The sequence below is a fragment of the Bradyrhizobium diazoefficiens genome (assembly GCF_016616235.1).
GTDB lineage: Bacteria > Pseudomonadota > Alphaproteobacteria > Rhizobiales > Xanthobacteraceae > Bradyrhizobium > Bradyrhizobium diazoefficiens_H.
Window position 1 is genome coordinate 4,817,426 of the sequence record NZ_CP067100.1, and the last position, 17,451, is coordinate 4,834,876.

At 64.9% G+C, this 17,451-nt stretch carries 15 protein-coding genes; 2 read left to right on the forward strand and 13 right to left on the reverse strand.

The window, feature by feature from the left end; all coding sequences use genetic code 11:
• Positions 1–208: 208 nt before the first annotated feature.
• From JJB99_RS23060 to JJB99_RS23100, 9 genes are all read right to left on the reverse strand, one after another.
• The gene (locus JJB99_RS23060) at positions 209–2,137 is read right to left on the reverse strand and encodes a potassium transporter Kup (RefSeq protein ID WP_200494597.1); all 1,929 of its coding nucleotides are present in this window, start codon (positions 2,135–2,137) and stop codon (positions 209–211) included.
• Positions 2,138–2,280: 143 nt separating this feature from the next.
• Entirely contained in the window at positions 2,281–4,179 is a 1,899-nt protein-coding gene (locus tag JJB99_RS23065) for a potassium transporter Kup (RefSeq protein ID WP_200494598.1), read from the reverse strand.
• A gap of 228 nt (positions 4,180–4,407) precedes the next feature.
• A complete protein-coding gene (locus JJB99_RS23070; RefSeq protein WP_200494599.1) occupies positions 4,408–5,238 on the reverse strand; it encodes an OmpA/MotB family protein in 831 nt (276 codons plus the stop codon).
• A gap of 25 nt (positions 5,239–5,263) precedes the next feature.
• Positions 5,264–6,037 (reverse strand): motility protein A, encoded by a 774-nt coding sequence (locus JJB99_RS23075; protein ID WP_200494600.1) that lies wholly within the window; start codon positions 6,035–6,037, stop codon positions 5,264–5,266.
• Positions 6,038–6,248: 211 nt separating this feature from the next.
• Complete coding sequence (locus JJB99_RS23080; protein WP_200494601.1) at positions 6,249–7,073, reverse strand: SDR family NAD(P)-dependent oxidoreductase; 825 nt, start codon at positions 7,071–7,073, stop codon at positions 6,249–6,251.
• Positions 7,074–7,101: 28 nt separating this feature from the next.
• Complete coding sequence (locus tag JJB99_RS23085) at positions 7,102–7,821, reverse strand: RraA family protein (RefSeq protein ID WP_200494602.1); 720 nt, start codon at positions 7,819–7,821, stop codon at positions 7,102–7,104.
• A gap of 119 nt (positions 7,822–7,940) precedes the next feature.
• Complete coding sequence (locus JJB99_RS23090) at positions 7,941–8,819, reverse strand: CDP-alcohol phosphatidyltransferase family protein (protein ID WP_200494603.1); 879 nt, start codon at positions 8,817–8,819, stop codon at positions 7,941–7,943.
• 85 nt (positions 8,820–8,904) lie between these two features.
• Entirely contained in the window at positions 8,905–9,603 is a 699-nt protein-coding gene (locus JJB99_RS23095; RefSeq protein ID WP_200494604.1) for a phosphatidylserine decarboxylase, read from the reverse strand.
• Between the two features lie 85 nt (positions 9,604–9,688).
• The gene (locus JJB99_RS23100) at positions 9,689–11,644 is read right to left on the reverse strand and encodes an ABCB family ABC transporter ATP-binding protein/permease (protein ID WP_200494605.1); all 1,956 of its coding nucleotides are present in this window, start codon (positions 11,642–11,644) and stop codon (positions 9,689–9,691) included.
• Positions 11,645–11,844: 200 nt separating this feature from the next.
• Between JJB99_RS23100 and JJB99_RS23105 the strand changes: the two genes are divergently transcribed.
• Positions 11,845–12,450, forward strand: a complete 606-nt coding sequence (locus JJB99_RS23105; RefSeq protein ID WP_200494606.1) for a TIGR00730 family Rossman fold protein — start codon at positions 11,845–11,847, stop codon at positions 12,448–12,450.
• Positions 12,451–12,454: 4 nt separating this feature from the next.
• On the opposite strand, the gene JJB99_RS23110 is transcribed toward JJB99_RS23105, so the two are convergent.
• The 4 genes from JJB99_RS23110 to cysS all read right to left on the reverse strand — a co-directional run bounded on the left by JJB99_RS23110 (position 12,455) and on the right by cysS (position 16,772).
• Complete coding sequence (locus JJB99_RS23110; RefSeq protein WP_200494607.1) at positions 12,455–12,832, reverse strand: VOC family protein; 378 nt, start codon at positions 12,830–12,832, stop codon at positions 12,455–12,457.
• Positions 12,833–12,993: 161 nt separating this feature from the next.
• Entirely contained in the window at positions 12,994–14,607 is a 1,614-nt protein-coding gene (gene cimA / locus JJB99_RS23115) for a citramalate synthase (protein ID WP_200494608.1), read from the reverse strand.
• A gap of 178 nt (positions 14,608–14,785) precedes the next feature.
• Entirely contained in the window at positions 14,786–15,277 is a 492-nt protein-coding gene (locus tag JJB99_RS23120) for a GNAT family N-acetyltransferase (protein ID WP_200494609.1), read from the reverse strand.
• 115 nt (positions 15,278–15,392) lie between these two features.
• Positions 15,393–16,772, reverse strand: a complete 1,380-nt coding sequence (gene cysS, locus JJB99_RS23125) for a cysteine--tRNA ligase (RefSeq protein WP_200494610.1) — start codon at positions 16,770–16,772, stop codon at positions 15,393–15,395.
• A 288-nt stretch (positions 16,773–17,060) separates the two neighbouring features.
• Here cysS and JJB99_RS23130 point away from each other — a divergent pair, with 288 nt between their 5' ends.
• Positions 17,061–17,366, forward strand: a complete 306-nt coding sequence (locus JJB99_RS23130; protein WP_200494611.1) for a hypothetical protein — start codon at positions 17,061–17,063, stop codon at positions 17,364–17,366.
• Positions 17,367–17,451 lie beyond the last annotated feature (85 nt).

Consider the following 17,451-nt stretch of genomic DNA (forward strand, 5'->3'; position numbering starts at 1 on the left):
AAAGGCTTGAGCCGCGCGGCGCAAGTTAAAGCTAAATCGCAGCGACTTGAAGGGGCGGTTTGAGGGACTTCAACTCTCTCATCAGGTTCGGTGTCATTCCCCGCGAAGGCGGGGAATCCAGTAGGCCGCGGCTTATCGGTTCAATCACAACCGTCTCGGAGTACTGGATCGCCCGGTCAATGCCGGGCGATGACAGCAGTGGAAGCCGCTAGATCGTCACCTGGGTGCCGACCTCGACCACGCGGCCGCTGGGGATCTGGAAATAGTCGGTGGCGTCGTTGGCGGAGCGGCTGAGCGAGATGAACAGCCGGTCCTGCCAGCGCGGCATGCCGGAATGGGCGGCGGGCTTGAGCGCCCGGCGCGACAGGAAGAACGAGGTCGACATGATGTCGAACTGCCAGCCGAGCTTGCGGGCGATGGCGAGGGCCTTCGGCACGTTGGGCGATTCCATGAAGCCGAACTTCAGCGTCACCTTGGAGAAGGTGGGCGAGATCTGCTCGAGCTTGACGCGCTCGGCCGGATCGATGCGCGGGGTCTGCGCGGTCTCGATGGTGAGGATGACGTTCTTCTCATGCAGCACCTTGTAGTGCTTTAGGCTATGCATCAGCGCCGTCGGCGCGCTGAGGGGGTCCGAGGTCAGGAACACGGCGGTGCCAGGCACGCGCTGCGGCGGCCGCTTCTCCAGCATGGCGACGAGGTCGGCGAGCGGGAACTCCAGCTTGCGCGACTTCTCGAACAGCAGCCGGCTGCCGCGCCGCCACGTGTACATCATGAGGATCATCAGCGCGCCGAGCGCCAGCGGCACCCAGCCGCCCTCGAATACCTTGAGCAGATTGGCGGCGAGGAAGGTCAGGTCGAGGAACAGGAAGGGGACGATCAGCGCGGCGGCAGCGACCGGCGACCAGCGCCAGGCCTTCCAGATCACGACGAAGCCCATCATCGCCGTGACCACCATGGTGCCGGTGACGGAGATGCCGTAGGCCGAGGCCAGCGCGCTGGAGGAACGGAACAGCAGCACCAGCAGCACCACCGCGACCAGCAGCAGCTGGTTGATGCGCGGGATGAAGATCTGGCCGGAATGGGCTTCCGACGTATGGCGAATTTCGAAGCGCGGCAGCAGGCCGAGCTGGATCGCCTGGCGCGTCAGCGAGTAAGCGCCAGTGATGACCGCCTGGCTGGCGATGACGGTGGCCATGGTGGCGAGCACGACCATGCCGCCGCGCACCCAGCCCTGCGGAAACAGCTGAAAGAACGGGCTCTCGAGCGCGCCGGGATCGCCGAGGACAAGAGCGCCCTGCCCCAGATAGTTCAGCGCCAGCGACGGCAGCACGATGAAGAGCCAGGCGGTCTGGATCGGCCGCTTGCCGAAATGCCCGAGGTCGGCGTAGAGCGCCTCGGCGCCGGTGACGGCGAGGAACACCGCGCCCAGCGTCACGAAGCCGATGATGCCGTGGTGGAGCATGAACGACACGGCATAGAGCGGGTTCAGCGCGAACAGCACCTGCGGCTGCTGCATGATCGGGTGGATCGCCGCGATCGCGATCACCGCGAACCAGACGCACATGATTGGGCCAAAGAAAGCCGCAACGCGCGCCGTGCCGCGTGACTGCACGGCGAACAGGCAGACCAGGATCACCACCGTCAGCGGAACGATATAGGGCTCGAATGTCAGCGTGACGTCCTTCATGCCTTCGATCGCCGACAGCACCGAAAGCGCCGGCGTGATCACGGCGTCGCCGTAGAACAGGGCGCCGGAAATGATGCCGAGCAGGACGATGGTCGCCCCGCCGGTGCCGACCGCGCGCTGGGCCAGCGCCATCAGCGCCAGCGTGCCGCCCTCGCCGTTGTTGTCGGCGCGGAGCAGGATCACGACGTATTTGAGCGTCACCACGACGATCAGCGCCCACAGGATCAGGGAGAGCACGCCCAGCACGGCTGCCGGCGTGGCAACCCCTTCGGCGCCCGAAGCCGCCGTCACCGCCTCGCGGAACGCGTAGAGCGGGCTGGTGCCGATATCGCCATAGACCACGCCGATGCTGCCGAGCGTCAGCGCGCCGAAGCCGGCGGTGGTGTGGGCATCGCCATGCCCATTGGCCGCCGCCGTTTCCGGGGCGGAAATCGCTACGTCGCTAATCATGGGAAAGCCCGATGGCCTCTAAAGATGCTTCACTGCACAACGGCGGAAGAGCGCGCGGCTTATAGTCCTGCGCTGCCGGCATAGCCTAGCCCGATTCTGGGCCCTCGCCATGCGAATTTCGCATGGGTTCGGCAGTTGCGTTTTCAAATAGTCACTTGGGTTCCGACTTCAACCACCCGCCCGGTGGGAATCTGGAAATAGTCGGTGGCATCGTTCGCGGACCGGCTCAGGGCGATGAACAGATGGTCCTGCCACAGCGGCATGCCCGACTGCGCCGAGGCCTTCAGCGATCTCCGCGACACGAAGAACGATGTCGACATGATGTCGAACTGCCAGCCCTGCTTACGCGCGATTGCCAGCGCCTTCGGCACGTTGGGCTGCTCCATAAAGCCGAAGCGCAGGCGGACCTTCGAGAACTTGTCGCTGATCTTCTCCATCCGGAAGCGTTCGGACAGATCGACCCGCGGCGTATGCGCGGTCTCAATGGTCAGGATCACGTTGTGCTCGTGCAGCACCTTGTTGTGCTTGAGATTGTGCAGCAGCGCGGTCGGCACGAAAGCGGGATCGCTGGTCAGGAACACCGCGGTGCCCTTGACGATATGCGGCGGCCGCTTCTCCAGGCTGCGGATCAGATCGTCGAGCGGCACCTCGATCCGGCGCGTCTTCTGGATCAGGATGCCGGTCCCCTTGCGCCAGGTCCAGATCGTCCCGGCCATAGCCGCGCCGAACAGCAGCGGCACCCAGGCGCCTTCGAGCAGCTTGAGCAGGTTGGCGCTGAAGAAGGTCATGTCGACCATGACGAAGGGCAGGATCACGACCGCGGCGGTCGCGGCGCGCCAATTCCACAGCTTCCAGATCACGAGGAAGCCCATGATGCCGTCGGCCACCATGGTGGTGGAGACCGCGATGCCATAGGCCGATGCCAGGTTGCTGGGCGTGTGGAACAGCAGCACCAGCAGCATCACGCCGATCAGCAGAAGCCGGTTCACCCGCGGCAGATAGATCTGGCCGGCATGGGTTTCGGAGGTGTAGCGCACCTCGAAGCGCGGCAGCAGGCCGAGCTGCACGGCCTGATAGACCAGCGAATAGGCGCCGGTGATCACCGCCTGGCTCGCGATCACGGTGGCGGCGGTCGCAAGGCCGACCAGCGGCAGCACCAGATGCTCGGGCACCATGCGGTAGAAGGAATGCTCGATCGCGCTGGGATCGGACAGCACCAGCGCGCCCTGCCCGAAATAGTTGATCAGCAGCGAGGGCAGCACGAAGAACATCCAGGCCGACTGGATCGGCTTGCGGCCGAAATGGCCGAGATCGGCGTAAAGCGCCTCGCCGCCGGTGACCGCCAGGAACACGGCGCCCAGCGTCACCAGGCCGATCGTGCCGTGCGACAGCAGGAATTGCAGCGCGTAATAGGGATTGATCGCCGCCAGCACCGACGGATCGTCGGCGATGTGGACGGCGCCCAGCACCGCCAGCACCGCGAACCAGACCACCATCACCGGGCCGAATGCAGAGGCCACCAGCGCCGTGCCTTTGCTCTGCACCGCGAACAGCAGCGCCAGGATCAGGACCGTGAGCGGCACGACATAATGCTCGAACGCAGGCGTTGCGAGCTTCAGTCCGTCGACCGCCGACAGCACCGAGATCGCCGGCGTGATCATGGAATCGCCGATGAACATGGAGGCGCCGACCACGCCAAGCGCAAGCAGGAACCAGCTGCGCCGCCCCAGCGCGCGCTGGCCGAGCGCCATCAGGGACAGCGTGCCGCCCTCCCCGTTATTGTCCGCGCGCAGCAGCAGCAGCACGTATTTCGCGGTGACGACGATCAGCAGCGCCCACAGGATCAGTGAGAGCACGCCGAGCACGATGACCCGCGAGACCGGCTCGCCGTGGGCGGCGCCCCTGACCGCCTCGTGGAATGCGTAGAGCGGCGAGGTGCCGATATCGCCGAAGACGACGCCGATACTCCCGAGCGTAAGGGCCCAAAAGCCTGAGGTGACCGGCCCGTCCTGGGTCTCGGCCTGTGTGATGCTCGCCGTCATGGAGGTGGAAAACGCTTCGTCCCTGGATTTGATCCGGCGCCTTTTGACGCTTCCTGCGCGCCTGTCAATTGGCACAACATAGCAGGCGCAGCGGCGGATGCTGTGACGCCGCGGCCACGCTCGCCGCTAGCGCGACGAGATGCCTCAGGTAAGATGGTAGCGCAAGGGGGCCTATCGTTTGGGCATGCTGTCTTCGCAGAATCGGTGCCCACCTCTCCGGATCATGCCTTAGGGCTTCAGATTCGGCGGCAGCGGCGGGTCTTCGCGCATCAGGGTGATGGTCACCCGGCGGTTGGCGGCGAGCGAGGGGTCATCCGGAAACAGCGGCTGGGTGTCCGCCTTGCCGGAGACGGCGAAGATGTGGGACGGCGGCAGGCCCTCGCGTTCGAGGATCTGGCGCACGGCATTGGCGCGGTCGGCCGAGAGGTCGAAGGCACCGTAGTCGCTGCGGGTCGGCACGAATCCGGCCGCGGTGTGGCCAGCGATGGAGACGCGCAGCGGCGTCGCCTTGAGCGGGATCGCGAGCTTCTCGATCAGGCGACGGGTACGGTCATAGGGCACCTTGGAGCCATCGGCGAACATCGATCGGCCGTCCTGGTCGACGATCTCGAGGTCAAGCCCCTGCTTGGTCTCCTCGAACATGATGTGCTTGGACATCTCGGTCAGTTCCGGCATGTCCTGGAGCGCCTGGCGGAGCGAGGCTGCGGCCAGCGCAAAATTGCGGTCGATCTTGATCTTCGCGCCCGAGGTCCGGTCGCGGTCTTCCTGGTCCGGCGTCGGCGTGTTGGAGGCATCCTCGGGCTGGATGTGGTCGACGTTCTTCAGCCGCGGTCGGGTCGGCAGGCCGTCGGATTCGACGATGCCGGCATAGCGCGCCTCGCTCTGCACGCCGAAAGCGTCGCGCATCGAGCCGGCCACGATCTTCAGCTTGTTGGCGTCCTGCGTCGAGAACGCGACGAGCATCACGAAGAAGCTCATCATCAGGCCCATCAGGTCGGCGAAGGTCACGAACCAGCCGTGACCGCCGCCGTGAGCATCGCCGCGCTTCTTCTTGGCCATCTGGCGAAATCCGGACCGGGCGGCGTTACGCCGGCACCGGTTCGCCTTCGGCGTGACGATGCTTCTCCGGCAAATAGGCCAGCAGCATTTCGCGCACGAGCGTCGGGCTCTTGGAGTCGCGAATCATCAGGATGCCATCGATGATCAGCGTGCGATTGGTCTCTTCATCCAGCAGCTTGCCGTGCAGCTTGTCGGCGATCGGCAGACAGAACAGGTTCGCGACCAGCGCACCGTAAAGCGTGGCGAGCAGCGCGGTCGCCATGAACGGGCCGAGCTTGGAGGGGTCGGTCATGTTGGCGAACATCTGCACCATGCCGATCAGGGTGCCGATCATGCCGAAGGCCGGGGCGCAGTCGCCGATGGCGCGGTAGATCTTGCTGCCCTCGTCGAGGTGCATCAGGAAATTGTCGCGGTCGCGCTCGAGATTGTCGCGGATGAAATCGAGGTCGTAGCCGTCGGCGACGTAGCGGATGCCCTTGGCCAGGAACGGCTCGTCGGTCTCGACCTTTTCGAGGCCGACCGGGCCCTGCTTGCGGGCGATCTCGGCGATGCGGGCGAGTTCGTCGACGAGGTCGTGGGCCGACAGCCGGCTCATGGTGAAGGCGAACTTGGCGCCGAGCGGGAGGCCATGCAGGAGCGCCGAGAGCGGAAAGCGGATCATGGTGGCGGAGATCGAGCCGCCGAAGATGATGATGATCGCGTGCTCGGAAATAAACATGTGGAGGTCGCCGCCCATGAAGATCATCGTGGCGACGACGATGATGCCAGCCGTCAGCCCAACGCCCGTCATGATATCCATGGGAGACTCCAACGCGTACGCAACAACGGCCGTCCTGGCCGCTGGCGCGGCCCAACCCGAACCGCGATGAGGAACCCTAGTTCGCTGCGATTAAAGACGCGTAAAGGTTAAGTCCAGACGGCGCGCCGGATCGCCCCACCGCGCTGAAGAACGCCGGCTCTGCCGGGTGCCGGCAGGAATCTCAACACTTCCCTAACCATGACCGCCCCGGCTAGGCCGACAGGCCCGTCAGCTTCAGGCTGAGTCCGCGCAGGCGCTTGCGGGCGTCGGCATCGTAGGCTTGCGGATTGGCGCGTGCCTCGTTCATGCCGTTGAAGAACAGACCGCTCCGGTTCGCGACGTCGTCGCCTGCGACGAGATGCAGGATCGCAGCGCCACCCTGCTCCACCGTCGACATCGGCGTGATGCCGCCCGCGCGCACCATCGTGGTGTTCATGTAGGTCGCCGGATGCAGCGAATTGACGGTGATGCGGCTTGCCTTCAGCTCCTCCGCGAGATCGATCGTGAACATGATCTGCGAGAGCTTGCTTTGCGCGTAAGCACGCGAGCCGCTGTAGCCCCTGGTGATCATGACGTCGTCGAAATCGATCGGATGCTGGCCGAGCGAGGCCACGTTGACGATGCGCGATGGCGCAGCCGCCTTCAACAACGGCAGCAGGAGATACGCGAGCAGGAAGCCGGAGAGATAGTTCACCGCGAAGCGCAGCTCATGGCCGTCGGCGCTCTCTTGCCGTTGCGGCCCGCCGTTCTGCGAGCCGATGCCGGCATTGCTGACGAAGACGTCGAGGCGTTCGTGGTCGCGCCTCACCGCTTCGGCAAGCTGGCGCGTGCCCGCCATCGACGACAGATCGGCCTGGTAAAAGGCCGGCGCGGCATGCCCGGCCTTCGCGATCTCTTCCATCAGCGTCGTCGCACGGGCCGCGTCGCGGCCATGGATCAGGACCTTTGCGCCCTCAGCGGCAAGACGGCTTGCGACGTAGCGGCCGACGCCATCGGTGGAACCGGTGATCAGAACCGTCTTGCCAACCATGTCCATGGCAGTGCTCCAAGCTGGGATATGGATCCTAGTGGATCTCCGCCGAGCGCTTCAGCGCGGCCTTGAGCTTCTCCAGCGAAAAATCGGGGCTGCGGGCGATCTCCAGGATCGGCGTCTCGCGGCGGCCGCAGAGCTCGGCGGCTTCCGGCAGCTTTGCGGCGACGTCGAGCGGGATCACGATGGCGCCGTGCTGGTCAGCGTGGATCAGATCGTCTGATTTCACCGTCATCCCGGCGACGCGCACCTCGCCGCCAAAGCTCTCCGCATGCACCCATGCATGCGACGGGCCGATCGAGCCCGCCAGCGCCTGGAAGCCAGGGGCCCATTGCGGGATGTCGCGGATCGAGCCGTCGGTGATGACGCCGAGGCAGCCGAGCGCCTTGTGCACGTTGCTCTGCACCTCGCCCCAGAACGCGCCGTAGCCGACATCAGGGCCGTCGATGTCCTGGATCACCGAGATGCGCGGCCCATGGCCAGTGCCGACATATTCGTAATATTCGATACGGCGCTTCGACTGCTCCTCGGCAGACAACGAGGATTTCAGCACTGAGCGGATCGCAACCGTGCGGGCATAGCCGACGATCGGCGGCAGGTCGGGGAATGGGCAGACCAGTTGCTTGGTGGTGTAGCCGATCAGCCGGCGCTCGGGCGCCACGATCTCCATGGCGTTGCAGATCGTCGGCGTGTCATAGCGGCCCAGCGCTTCGAGGACGGCAGCGGGCAGCGGCCCGGTCGCGGTATCAGTCACGGCGTTGTCTCCCAGATTGGCGGCTGATTGACGCGAGGCCGCCGGCACAGGGCGATATAGCCGAGATCGCGGCTCAGCCCAACTGGGTCGCCTTCATGGCAGATATCCGCGAAAATCGTTCAGTGCAGCCGGCCAGGCCGATCGTCGTGCGGCGGCTCGGACAAGTTCGCCAGCGTCGGCGCAGATGGCGGCGAAGTGACCTCGCCGCCCGCCGGCGCGGCGGCTTCCACCGCGCGCGCCTGGTCGCGGTAGGATTTGTAGCCGAGCGGCAGGAAGAGCAGATACAGCACGGTGCCGATCGAGAGCACGTGCCAGGGATAGGCGATCAGAATCGCGATGAAGACGATCACCGCGACGAAGGCCGGCAGTACCAGCTCGGGCGGTACGCGCATGCGCTTGGTCTTGCCGGAGAACACCGGCAGCCGCGACACCATCAGGAAGGCGATCAGCAGCGTGTAGGCCGCGGTCACCGCAGCGGGCCAGCGGCCGAGCTCGAGAAACGCGACATAGATCGGCAGCAGCACCGTGATGGCACCGGCGGGTGCCGGCACGCCGGTAAAGAAATTGGCGGCGAAGGCCGGCTTGTTCGGATCGTCCATGGTGGCGTTGAAGCGCGCCAGACGCAGGCCGCCGGAGATCGCGAACACCATCGCGGCGATCCAGCCGGCATTGCCGAGCTCGTGCAGCTGCCAGAAATACAGCATCAGGCCGGGCGCGACGCCGAAATTGACGAAGTCGGCGAGGCTGTCGAGCTCGGCGCCGAATTTCGACTGGCCCTTGATCAGGCGCGCAACGCGGCCGTCGATGCCGTCGAGCGCAGCCGCGAACACAATGGCGTAGACGGCGAGCGACATCCGCCCTTCGATCGACAGCCGGATCGAGGTCAGGCCAGCGCAGATCGCCAGCAGCGTGATGACGTTGGGCACCAGCATCCGCACCGGGATCGGGCGGAACCGCCGCCGGCGTATATCGGGATCTCTCAAATCATAGGGTGTCATTGCTGGTCCTCACCTCAAGGCGAGATATAGCAAGCCGCATCCCCCTCCGCCATTGCGGCGGGAGGTCCCCATGGACAGGCTTTGGTTAATTGGCGCGGAAAGCGCGGCTCGGGTCCTCCCCGACGAGATCGGCCAGGATGGTCTCGCCCGCGATCGCGGTCTGCCCTTCCGACACCAGCGCCTTGGTGCCGACAGGCAGATAGACGTCGAGCCGCGAGCCGAAGCGGATCAGGCCAAATCGCTCGCCGGCGCCAATGGCCTGCCCCTCCTTCACGAAGCAGACGATGCGCTTGGCGACAAGGCCTGCGATCTGGATCACGCCGATCCGCGCCGTCGGCGTCGAGATCACCAGCGAATTGCGCTCATTGTCCTCGCTCGCCTTGTCGAGCTCGGCATTGATGAACAGTCCGGGCCGGTAGGCGATGCGGTCCACCCTGCCCGCTACGGGAGCGCGGTTCACGTGGCAGTTGAACACGCTCATGAACACCGAGATGCGCGGCAGCGGCCGGTCGCCGAGCCCGAGTTCGGCCGGCGGCAACGCCATGGTGATCATCGAGACGCGGCCGTCGGCCGGCGACACCACGAGCCCCTCGCGCACCGGCGTCACGCGCACCGGGTCGCGGAAGAACAGCGCGCACCACACGGTCAGGATCGTGCCGATCCAGCCCAGCGGCGACCACAGCCAGAACAGGATCAGGCTGGCCAGCGCAAAGCCGCCGATGAAGGGATAACCCTCCTTGTGGATCGGCGGGATCTGACGCTGGATCGAATCGAGAATGGACATCGCTATCTGCCGCTGGAGGGTTAATGGCGCAAGGTCACCCCGGCGCGGTGGCTTGTTTAGGCCAGAGTTGGGACCGGAGACAAGCTCACTCCGCGGCCGCCGGCGCCGCCAGGACGTCCTCGACCGGCGGCGGCTCCCGGTTAGGCGCATCGCTCGAATCGGCCATCTGGGCCAGTTTCTCGCGTGCGGCCTCCGCCTCGCGCTGCCTGTTCCACATGCTGGCATAGAGGCCGCCCTGTGCGAGCAGGCTGGCATGCGTGCCGCGTTCGGCGATGCGGCCCTGGTCCAGCACGATGATCTCGTCGGCACCTACGATGGTCGAGAGCCGGTGTGCAATCACCAGCGAGGTGCGGTTTTTGGCGACGCGGTCGAGCGCGCCCTGGATCTCGTGCTCGGTATGGGTGTCGAGCGCCGAAGTCGCCTCGTCCAGCACCAGGATCGGCGGTGCCTTGAGCACGGTGCGCGCGATCGCGACGCGCTGCTTCTCGCCGCCCGAGAGCTTCAGGCCGCGCTCGCCGACCTGGGTCTCGTAGCCCATCGGCGCCATGCGGATGAAATGGTCGATCTGCGCCAGCCGCGCCGCCTCCTCGACCTCCACATCAGTCGCATCCCAGCGGCCGTAGCGAATGTTGTAGCGGATGGTATCGTTGAACAGCACGGTGTCCTGCGGCACCATGCCGATCGAGGCGCGCAAGCTGGCTTGCGTGACCTCCCGGATGTCCTGCCCGTCGATCAGGATCTTGCCGCCGGAGATGTCGTAGAGGCGGAACAGCAGCCGTGAGATCGTCGACTTGCCCGCGCCGGAGGGACCGACGATCGCGACGGTCTTGCCGGCCGGCACCTCGAAGCTGATGCCTTTCAGGATCGGCCGTGCCGGCTCATAGGCAAAGCGCACGTCCTCGAAGCGAACCGTACCGGCGGAGATGACCAGCGGCTTCGCGTCCGGCGCGTCCTTGATCTCGGCCTCGCGGCCGAGCACGCCGAACATCTTCTCGATGTCGATGATCGCCTGCTTGATCTCGCGATAGACCATGCCCATGAAATTCAGCGGCTGGTAGAGCTGGATCATCATGGCGTTGACCAGCACGAAATCGCCGACCGTGTTGGTGCCGTTGCGCACGCCGATCGCGCACATCAGCATGGTCGCAGTCAGCCCCAGCGTGAAGATCACGGCTTGGCCGGTGTTGAGCACGGCGAGCGAGGTATAGGCCTGGATGCTCGATTCCTCGTAACGCGCGACCGACCGGTCGTAACGCTGCGCCTCGCGCGCCTCGGCGCTGAAATATTTGACGGTCTCGTAATTGAGCAGCGAATCGATCGCCTTGGTGTTCGCTTCCGTGTCGGAATCGTTCATCTTGCGGCGGATGCCGATCCGCCATTCGGTCGCGATGTAGGTGTAGTACATGTAGACCGCGACCGTGATCAGTGTCGCGACCACGTAGCGCCAGTCGAACTGCCAGAGCAGCACCGCCAGCAACAGCGAGACCTCGACGATGGTCGGGATCAGCTGGAGGATCACCATGCGCACGATGACCTCGATGCCCTCGCGGCCGCGCTCGAGCACGCGCGTCAGGCCGCCGGTCTTGCGCTCGAGGTGAAAGCGCAGCGACAGCTCGTGCATGTGGACGAAGGTGATGGTGGCGAGCTTGCGCACCGCATGCATAGCGACGCGGGCGAAGATGCCGTCGCGCCACTGCGTCAGCACCGCCATCAGGATGCGCATCGCGCCGTAGCTCGCGGTCAGCAGCAGCGGCGAGGCGATCACCCAGAGATGCCAGTTGTCGGCCGCGACCGGCGCGGTATGGGCGCCGGTCAGCGCGTCGGTCGCCCATTTGAAGCTGAACGGCACGCTGAGCGTGATCAGCTTGGCGGCGAGCAGCAGCACCATGGACCAGACCACGCGCATCTTCAGGTCGAAGCGGTCGCCCGGCCAGATGTAGGGCCACAGATGCGCCAGCGTGCCCATCAGCGTGGCCCGCTCCGGCGGTCCCCCAGCGGGCTCAGGAACGTTGGGGCCGTCGAACGATTGAGGTTGGTCCATCAAATAGCCTGAAGGCCCACCGGATGCGGGCCGCGTTACGATTGCGATTTTCGCCCGTCATATAGAGCCTTCTCGATGCCAGCGCACCCCGCCAGATGGCGAATCTTCGATTGTTTGTCGTCATTTACCGGTAGATTTCCGGGTGATCCGAATCACCGATTGGACTTGACGCCTCTTCGCTGCAATGCATCATGACATCAATGAGCACCATTAAAACCGTCTGTGTCTATTGCGGCTCCGGCCCAGGAACCAATCCCCGCTTCACCGAAGGCGCCAAGGCGTTCGGCAAGGCACTCGCCGACAACAACATCCGCCTGGTCTATGGCGGCGGCTCGCTCGGCCTGATGGGCTCGGTCGCGACCTCCGTGCTCGATCACGGCGGTACCGTCACCGGCATCATTCCCGAATTCCTGCGCAAGCGCGAGAATGCGCTGACGCGGGTGCAGGAGATGATCGTCACCCCCGACATGCATGAGCGCAAGCGGCTGATGTTCGAACGCTCCGACGCCTTCGTGGCGCTGCCGGGCGGCGTCGGCACGCTGGAGGAGCTGGTCGAGCAATTGACCTGGAAGCAGCTCGGCCGTCACGCCAAGCCGGTGCTGCTCGCCAATATCGACAATTTCTGGGAGCCGCTGTTCTCGCTGCTGTCGCATATGCGCCAGACCGAGTTCATCCGTGCCGGCCTGTCGGTCGATATCCTCAAGGCCGATCGGATCGAGGACATCCTGCCGAAGCTGAAGGCGGCCGCGGCGCAGATCGCCGAAGCGGAAAAGCAGATGACCCCGGAAGTGGCGCGCAGGCTGTAACGCCCTACTCTGCCGGGAACGTCACCGCCTCGATCCGGTTGCCGTCGGGATCGGTGACGAAGGCTGCGTAGTAACGGACGCGGTCATGCGGGCGGATGCCCGGCGGGCCATCGGACGCGCCGCCGGCGGACAGCGCCGCGGCGTGAAACGCATCGACCTCGCCTGTCGTCTTCGCGCGTAGACAAGTGTGCACGCCGCTTTCCGGGGCTACGGGCGGCATGCCTTCCCGCAGATTGATCCAGAATTCAGGATAGGCCTTGCCGAAGCCGACCGTGCGCGGGCGCGTGATGAGGCGCGTGAGGCCGAGGGTAGCGAGTGTCGTCTCATAGAATCTTGCGGCGCGTTCGAGATCGCTGACGCCGACGGAAATGTGGTCGATCATGTCCTGCCCTCTCCTCCCGCTCCACTGTCATCGCCCGGCCGGTGCGCAATTACGCACGAGGTCCGGGTGATCCAGTACTCCGAGACGCTGCGGCGTTACAGAGAAGCCGCGGTGTACTGGATACCCCGCTTTCGCGGGATATGACAGTCGTCGAGGGGGGCCTACGCCGGCGCGCCCGACTTCACCAGCTTGTAGATCACCGAATCCATCAGCGCCTGGAACGAGGCATCGATGATGTTCGGGGACACGCCGACCGTAGTCCAGCGGTCGCCGTTCTCGTCCTCGCTCTCGATCAGGACGCGCGTGACCGCGCCGGTGCCGCCGTTGAGGATACGCACGCGGTAGTCGATCAGCGTCAGGCCTTCGATATATTTCTGGTACTTGCCGAGATCTTTTCGCAAGGCGACGTCGAGCGCATTGACGGGGCCGTTGCCTTCGGCGGCCGAGATCAGATGCTCGCCGGCGACGTCGACCTTCACCACCGCCAACGCGACGGTGACGCGCTCGCCATGCGAATTGTAGCGCTGCTCGACATTGACGTCGAACTGCTCGACCTCGAAATAATGCGGCACCTTGCCGAGCGTGCGGCGCGCCAGCAGCTCGAACGAGGCATTGGCGGATTCATAGGCGTAGCCTTGCGCCTCGCGCTCCTTCAATTCCTCGACGAGACGCGTCAGCTTCGGATCGCTCTTCTCGTAAGCGATGCCGGCGCGGTCGAGCTCGGCGATGACATTGGAGCGGCCGGCCTGATCGGAGACCAGCACCTTGCGGTGGTTGCCGACCAGTTCAGGCAGGACGTGCTCGTAGGTCTGCGGGTCCTTCATCACGGCGGAGGCATGAATGCCGGTCTTGGTGACGAAGGCGCTCTCGCCGACATACGCCGCATGCCGGTTCGGCACGCGGTTGAGCATGTCGTCGAGCGTGCGTGAGACTTTGACCAGCGTCGCCAGCTTCTCCGGCGTGATGCCGATCTCGAAGCCGTCTGCAAACTCTTTCTTCAATTTCAATGTCGGGATCAGCGAGCAGAGATTGGCGTTGCCGCAGCGCTCGCCAAGGCCGTTCAAGGTGCCCTGGATCTGCCGCGCACCCGCGCGCACCGCGGCGAGCGAATTCGCCACCGCCTGCTCGGTGTCGTTATGGGCGTGGATGCCGATGTGGTCGCCGGGGATGTGCTTGGTCACCTCGGTGACGATGGCCTCGATCTCGTGTGGCATGGTGCCGCCATTGGTATCGCACAGCACCACCCAGCGCGCGCCGGCATCGAAGGCCGCCTTCGCGCAGGCGAGCGCGAAGCTCGCATCCTCCTTGTAGCCGTCGAAGAAGTGCTCGCAATCGAGCATCACTTCACGACCGGCAGCCTTTGCGGCTGCAACACTGTCGCGGATCGAGGCGAGATTCTCTTCCTTCGTCGTCTCCAGCGCGACGCGCACCTGATAGGCCGAGGATTTTGCGACAAAACAGATCGCATCGGCTTTCGCTGCGAGAAGGCCGGCGACGCCGGGATCGTTGGAGACCGAGCGCCCGGCCCGCCGCGTCATGCCGAAGGCGGTGAAGCGCGCGTGCTTGAGCTTCGGCTTGGAGCCAAAGAATTCGCTGTCGAGCGGATTGGCGCCGGGATAGCCGCCCTCGACATAGTCGATGCCGAGATCGTCGAGCATAGCGGCAATGACCTGCTTGTCGGCCAGGGTGAAATCGACGCCATTGGTCTGCGCGCCGTCGCGCAGCGTAGTGTCGAACAGATAGAGACGCTCTTTCTTTGCCGGTGCCGAGCTCATCGCGAGCGTCCGTTCTTGTTACCTCCCCCCTTGTGGGGGAGGTCGACGATGCGCAGCATCGTCGGGAGGGGGGTGCCACACGGGTGGCCGGAGTGCGGAGCTACCCCCCTCCCCAACCCTGCCCCACAAGGGGGGAGGGAGCGGAGAGAGGATCGCATTTGGTGAACACGCTCCCGGCTCATTGGCCCGCTCCGAGCGTCTTCTTCATGGTGGTGTTGGCGAGCCACTCGTCATTGATGGTGACGCTGTTGCGCTGCTGGGCGGTGTAGCCGCGCTTGGCGAAGAAGTTTTGGGCGGTGTCGCTGGCGTCAACGGTCAGAGCCGTTGCGCCGCGACTGCCCGCAAGCTTCTCCAGCGCATCGACCAGCATGGTCGCGATGCCTTGCCCGACAGCGGCCGGATGCACATAGAGCATGCGGATGTGATCGGTGCCGCGCAAGGACGCGAAGCCCACGGGCGAGCCTTCCAGCGTCGCGATCAGCGTCAGGTCGGCGGCGAGATGCTTGCCGAACTCTTCGCTTTCCGCCGCTTCCATCCAGGCCTGCTGCTGCGCCTCGCTATAGTCCTCGCCGGTCAGCTCCTCGATGCTGGCGGCGAAGATCGCGGCGAGCAGCGGCACGTCATCCGGCAGGAAGGGCCGCAAGCCGGGCTTTGGGTGTGCTTGTGCCATCGTCCTCACCACATCCCATAGAGTTTCAGCGCGATCGCCACGGCAGCGGCAAGCAGCAGGATTTTCAGCATGATGTAATAGAGCCAGTGCCGCGGGAAAGGCGTATCGGGCCGCTTCATCGCGCGATCTCCCAGGTCGTCCCTTCCTTGGAGTCCTTGATCGCAACGCCCATGGCGGCGAGCAGATCGCGGATGCGGTCCGATTCCGCAAAATCCTTGCGGCTACGCGCGGCCGTCCGTTCCGCGATCAGGCGCTCGACTTCCGCGGCATCGACGCCGTTCGCCTGCTGCTTGCGGCTTTCCCACTGCGCGGCGCTCTCGGACAGGAAGCCGAGCAGCCGCAGCGATCCCGACAATGCAGCGGCATCGCCACGCAAGCCGTGCAGCGCCGCGATCGCCAGCGGCGTGTTGAGATCATCGAGCAGCGGCTCGACCACCGACGCAGCCGGCTTGCCGGGTTCGGCGTCGGCCGCGACACGGTACCAGTCATCGAGCGTCTTTGCGCTCTCCTCCAGCGATTTCATGGTCCAGTCGATCGGCGAACGGTAATGCGTCTTCAGCATGTTCAGGCGCAGCACCTCACCCGGCCAGTCCTTGAGCAGCTCGTGGATGGTGATGAAGTTGCCGAGGGACTTCGACATCTTCTCGCTCTCGACCTGCAGGAAGCCGTTGTGCATCCAGTAGTTCGCCATGCGCTCCCGGTGGAAGGCGCAGCAAGTCTGCGCGACCTCGTTCTCGTGATGCGGGAACACGAGATCGATGCCGCCGCCATGGATGTCGAAGTGCTCGCCGAGATGCTTCCAGGCCATGGCCGAGCACTCGATGTGCCAGCCGGGACGGCCCTCGGCCCTGATGCCGGCCGGCGACGGCCATGACGGCTCGCCCGGCTTCGACGGCTTCCACAGCACAAAGTCGGTATTGCCCTTCTTGTAGGGCGCGACATCGACGCGGGCGCCGGCGACCAGCTCGTCCAGCGAGCGGTTGGACAGCGCGCCATAGCGCGGCAGCGAGGAGTTGGCCGCGTTCATCGCCTGCGGCGAGAACAGCACATGATCCTCGGCGGCATAGGCAAAGCCGCCCGCGATCAGCCGTTCGATGATCTCGCGCATCTCGCCGATATGCTCTGTGGCGCGCGGCTCGACGCTCGGCCGCAGTGCGCCGAGCGCATCGACGTCGGCGTGAAACTGTCTGCCGGTCTGCTCAGTGACTTTCCGGATCGCCTCGTTCAGCGGCAGACCGGGAAAATCGCGCGCGGCGCGGTCGTTGATCTTGTCGTCCACATCGGTGATGTTGCGGACATATTTGACATGCGCCTCGCCATAGAGATGGCGCAGCAGCCGAAACAGCACGTCGAACACGATCACCGGCCGCGCGTTGCCGATATGGGCGAAGTCATAGACGGTCGGTCCGCAGACATACATGCGGACATTGTTGGGATCGAGCGGTACGAAGGTGCGCTTGTCCCGGCTCAGCGTATCGTAGAGGCGCAATTCCATATGGATACCCGTCGGCTGTTGGCCGGGCGTCCAGGGCTCTCAATATTTTTGAGAAAAGACGGCTCCAGCCAGCGAATCGCTAGCTCGTAATCTCGCGGCAAATGCCACACTTGGCGAGGAGACCGTTCATGCGGAACATATTGGCTATCAGGCCGCCCCGCGTCAAGAGAGCCGCGAAAGCGCCACTTTATCTCCGCAAAGCGCGCCCTCCCGCCTTGATGGTTCGTCATCCTTAACCTTTTGAGTTTATTCGGAAGCCGGCGGTTCCCTGAAGCCCCCGGTATTTTCATGCGATCCATACTCGCACTCGTTGCCTGCGCCTCCATCCTTTCGGCATCCGGCGCTTTCGCCGAGACCCGCGTCTTCATCATCGCCAACCAGGCGGATGGCTACGGCGTCGACCAGTGCCTCGCCAAGGGCGAGAAATGCGGGGCGCAGGTCGCGCGCACCTATTGCCAGTCACGGGATTTTGCCCAGGCCTCAAGCTATCGCCGGGTCGATCCCGACGAAATTACCGGCTCTGTCCCCAAAACCGGCGCAAACTGCTCCCATGGCCATTGCGACGAATATGTCGCAATCACCTGCCAGCGCTGAATTCGCTCGGAACTGGCGTACCTTAGGCCCAATCTTGGCCGGCGAAACGACGTGACGATGCCGCAGGAAGCGGCTATGGGAGGGC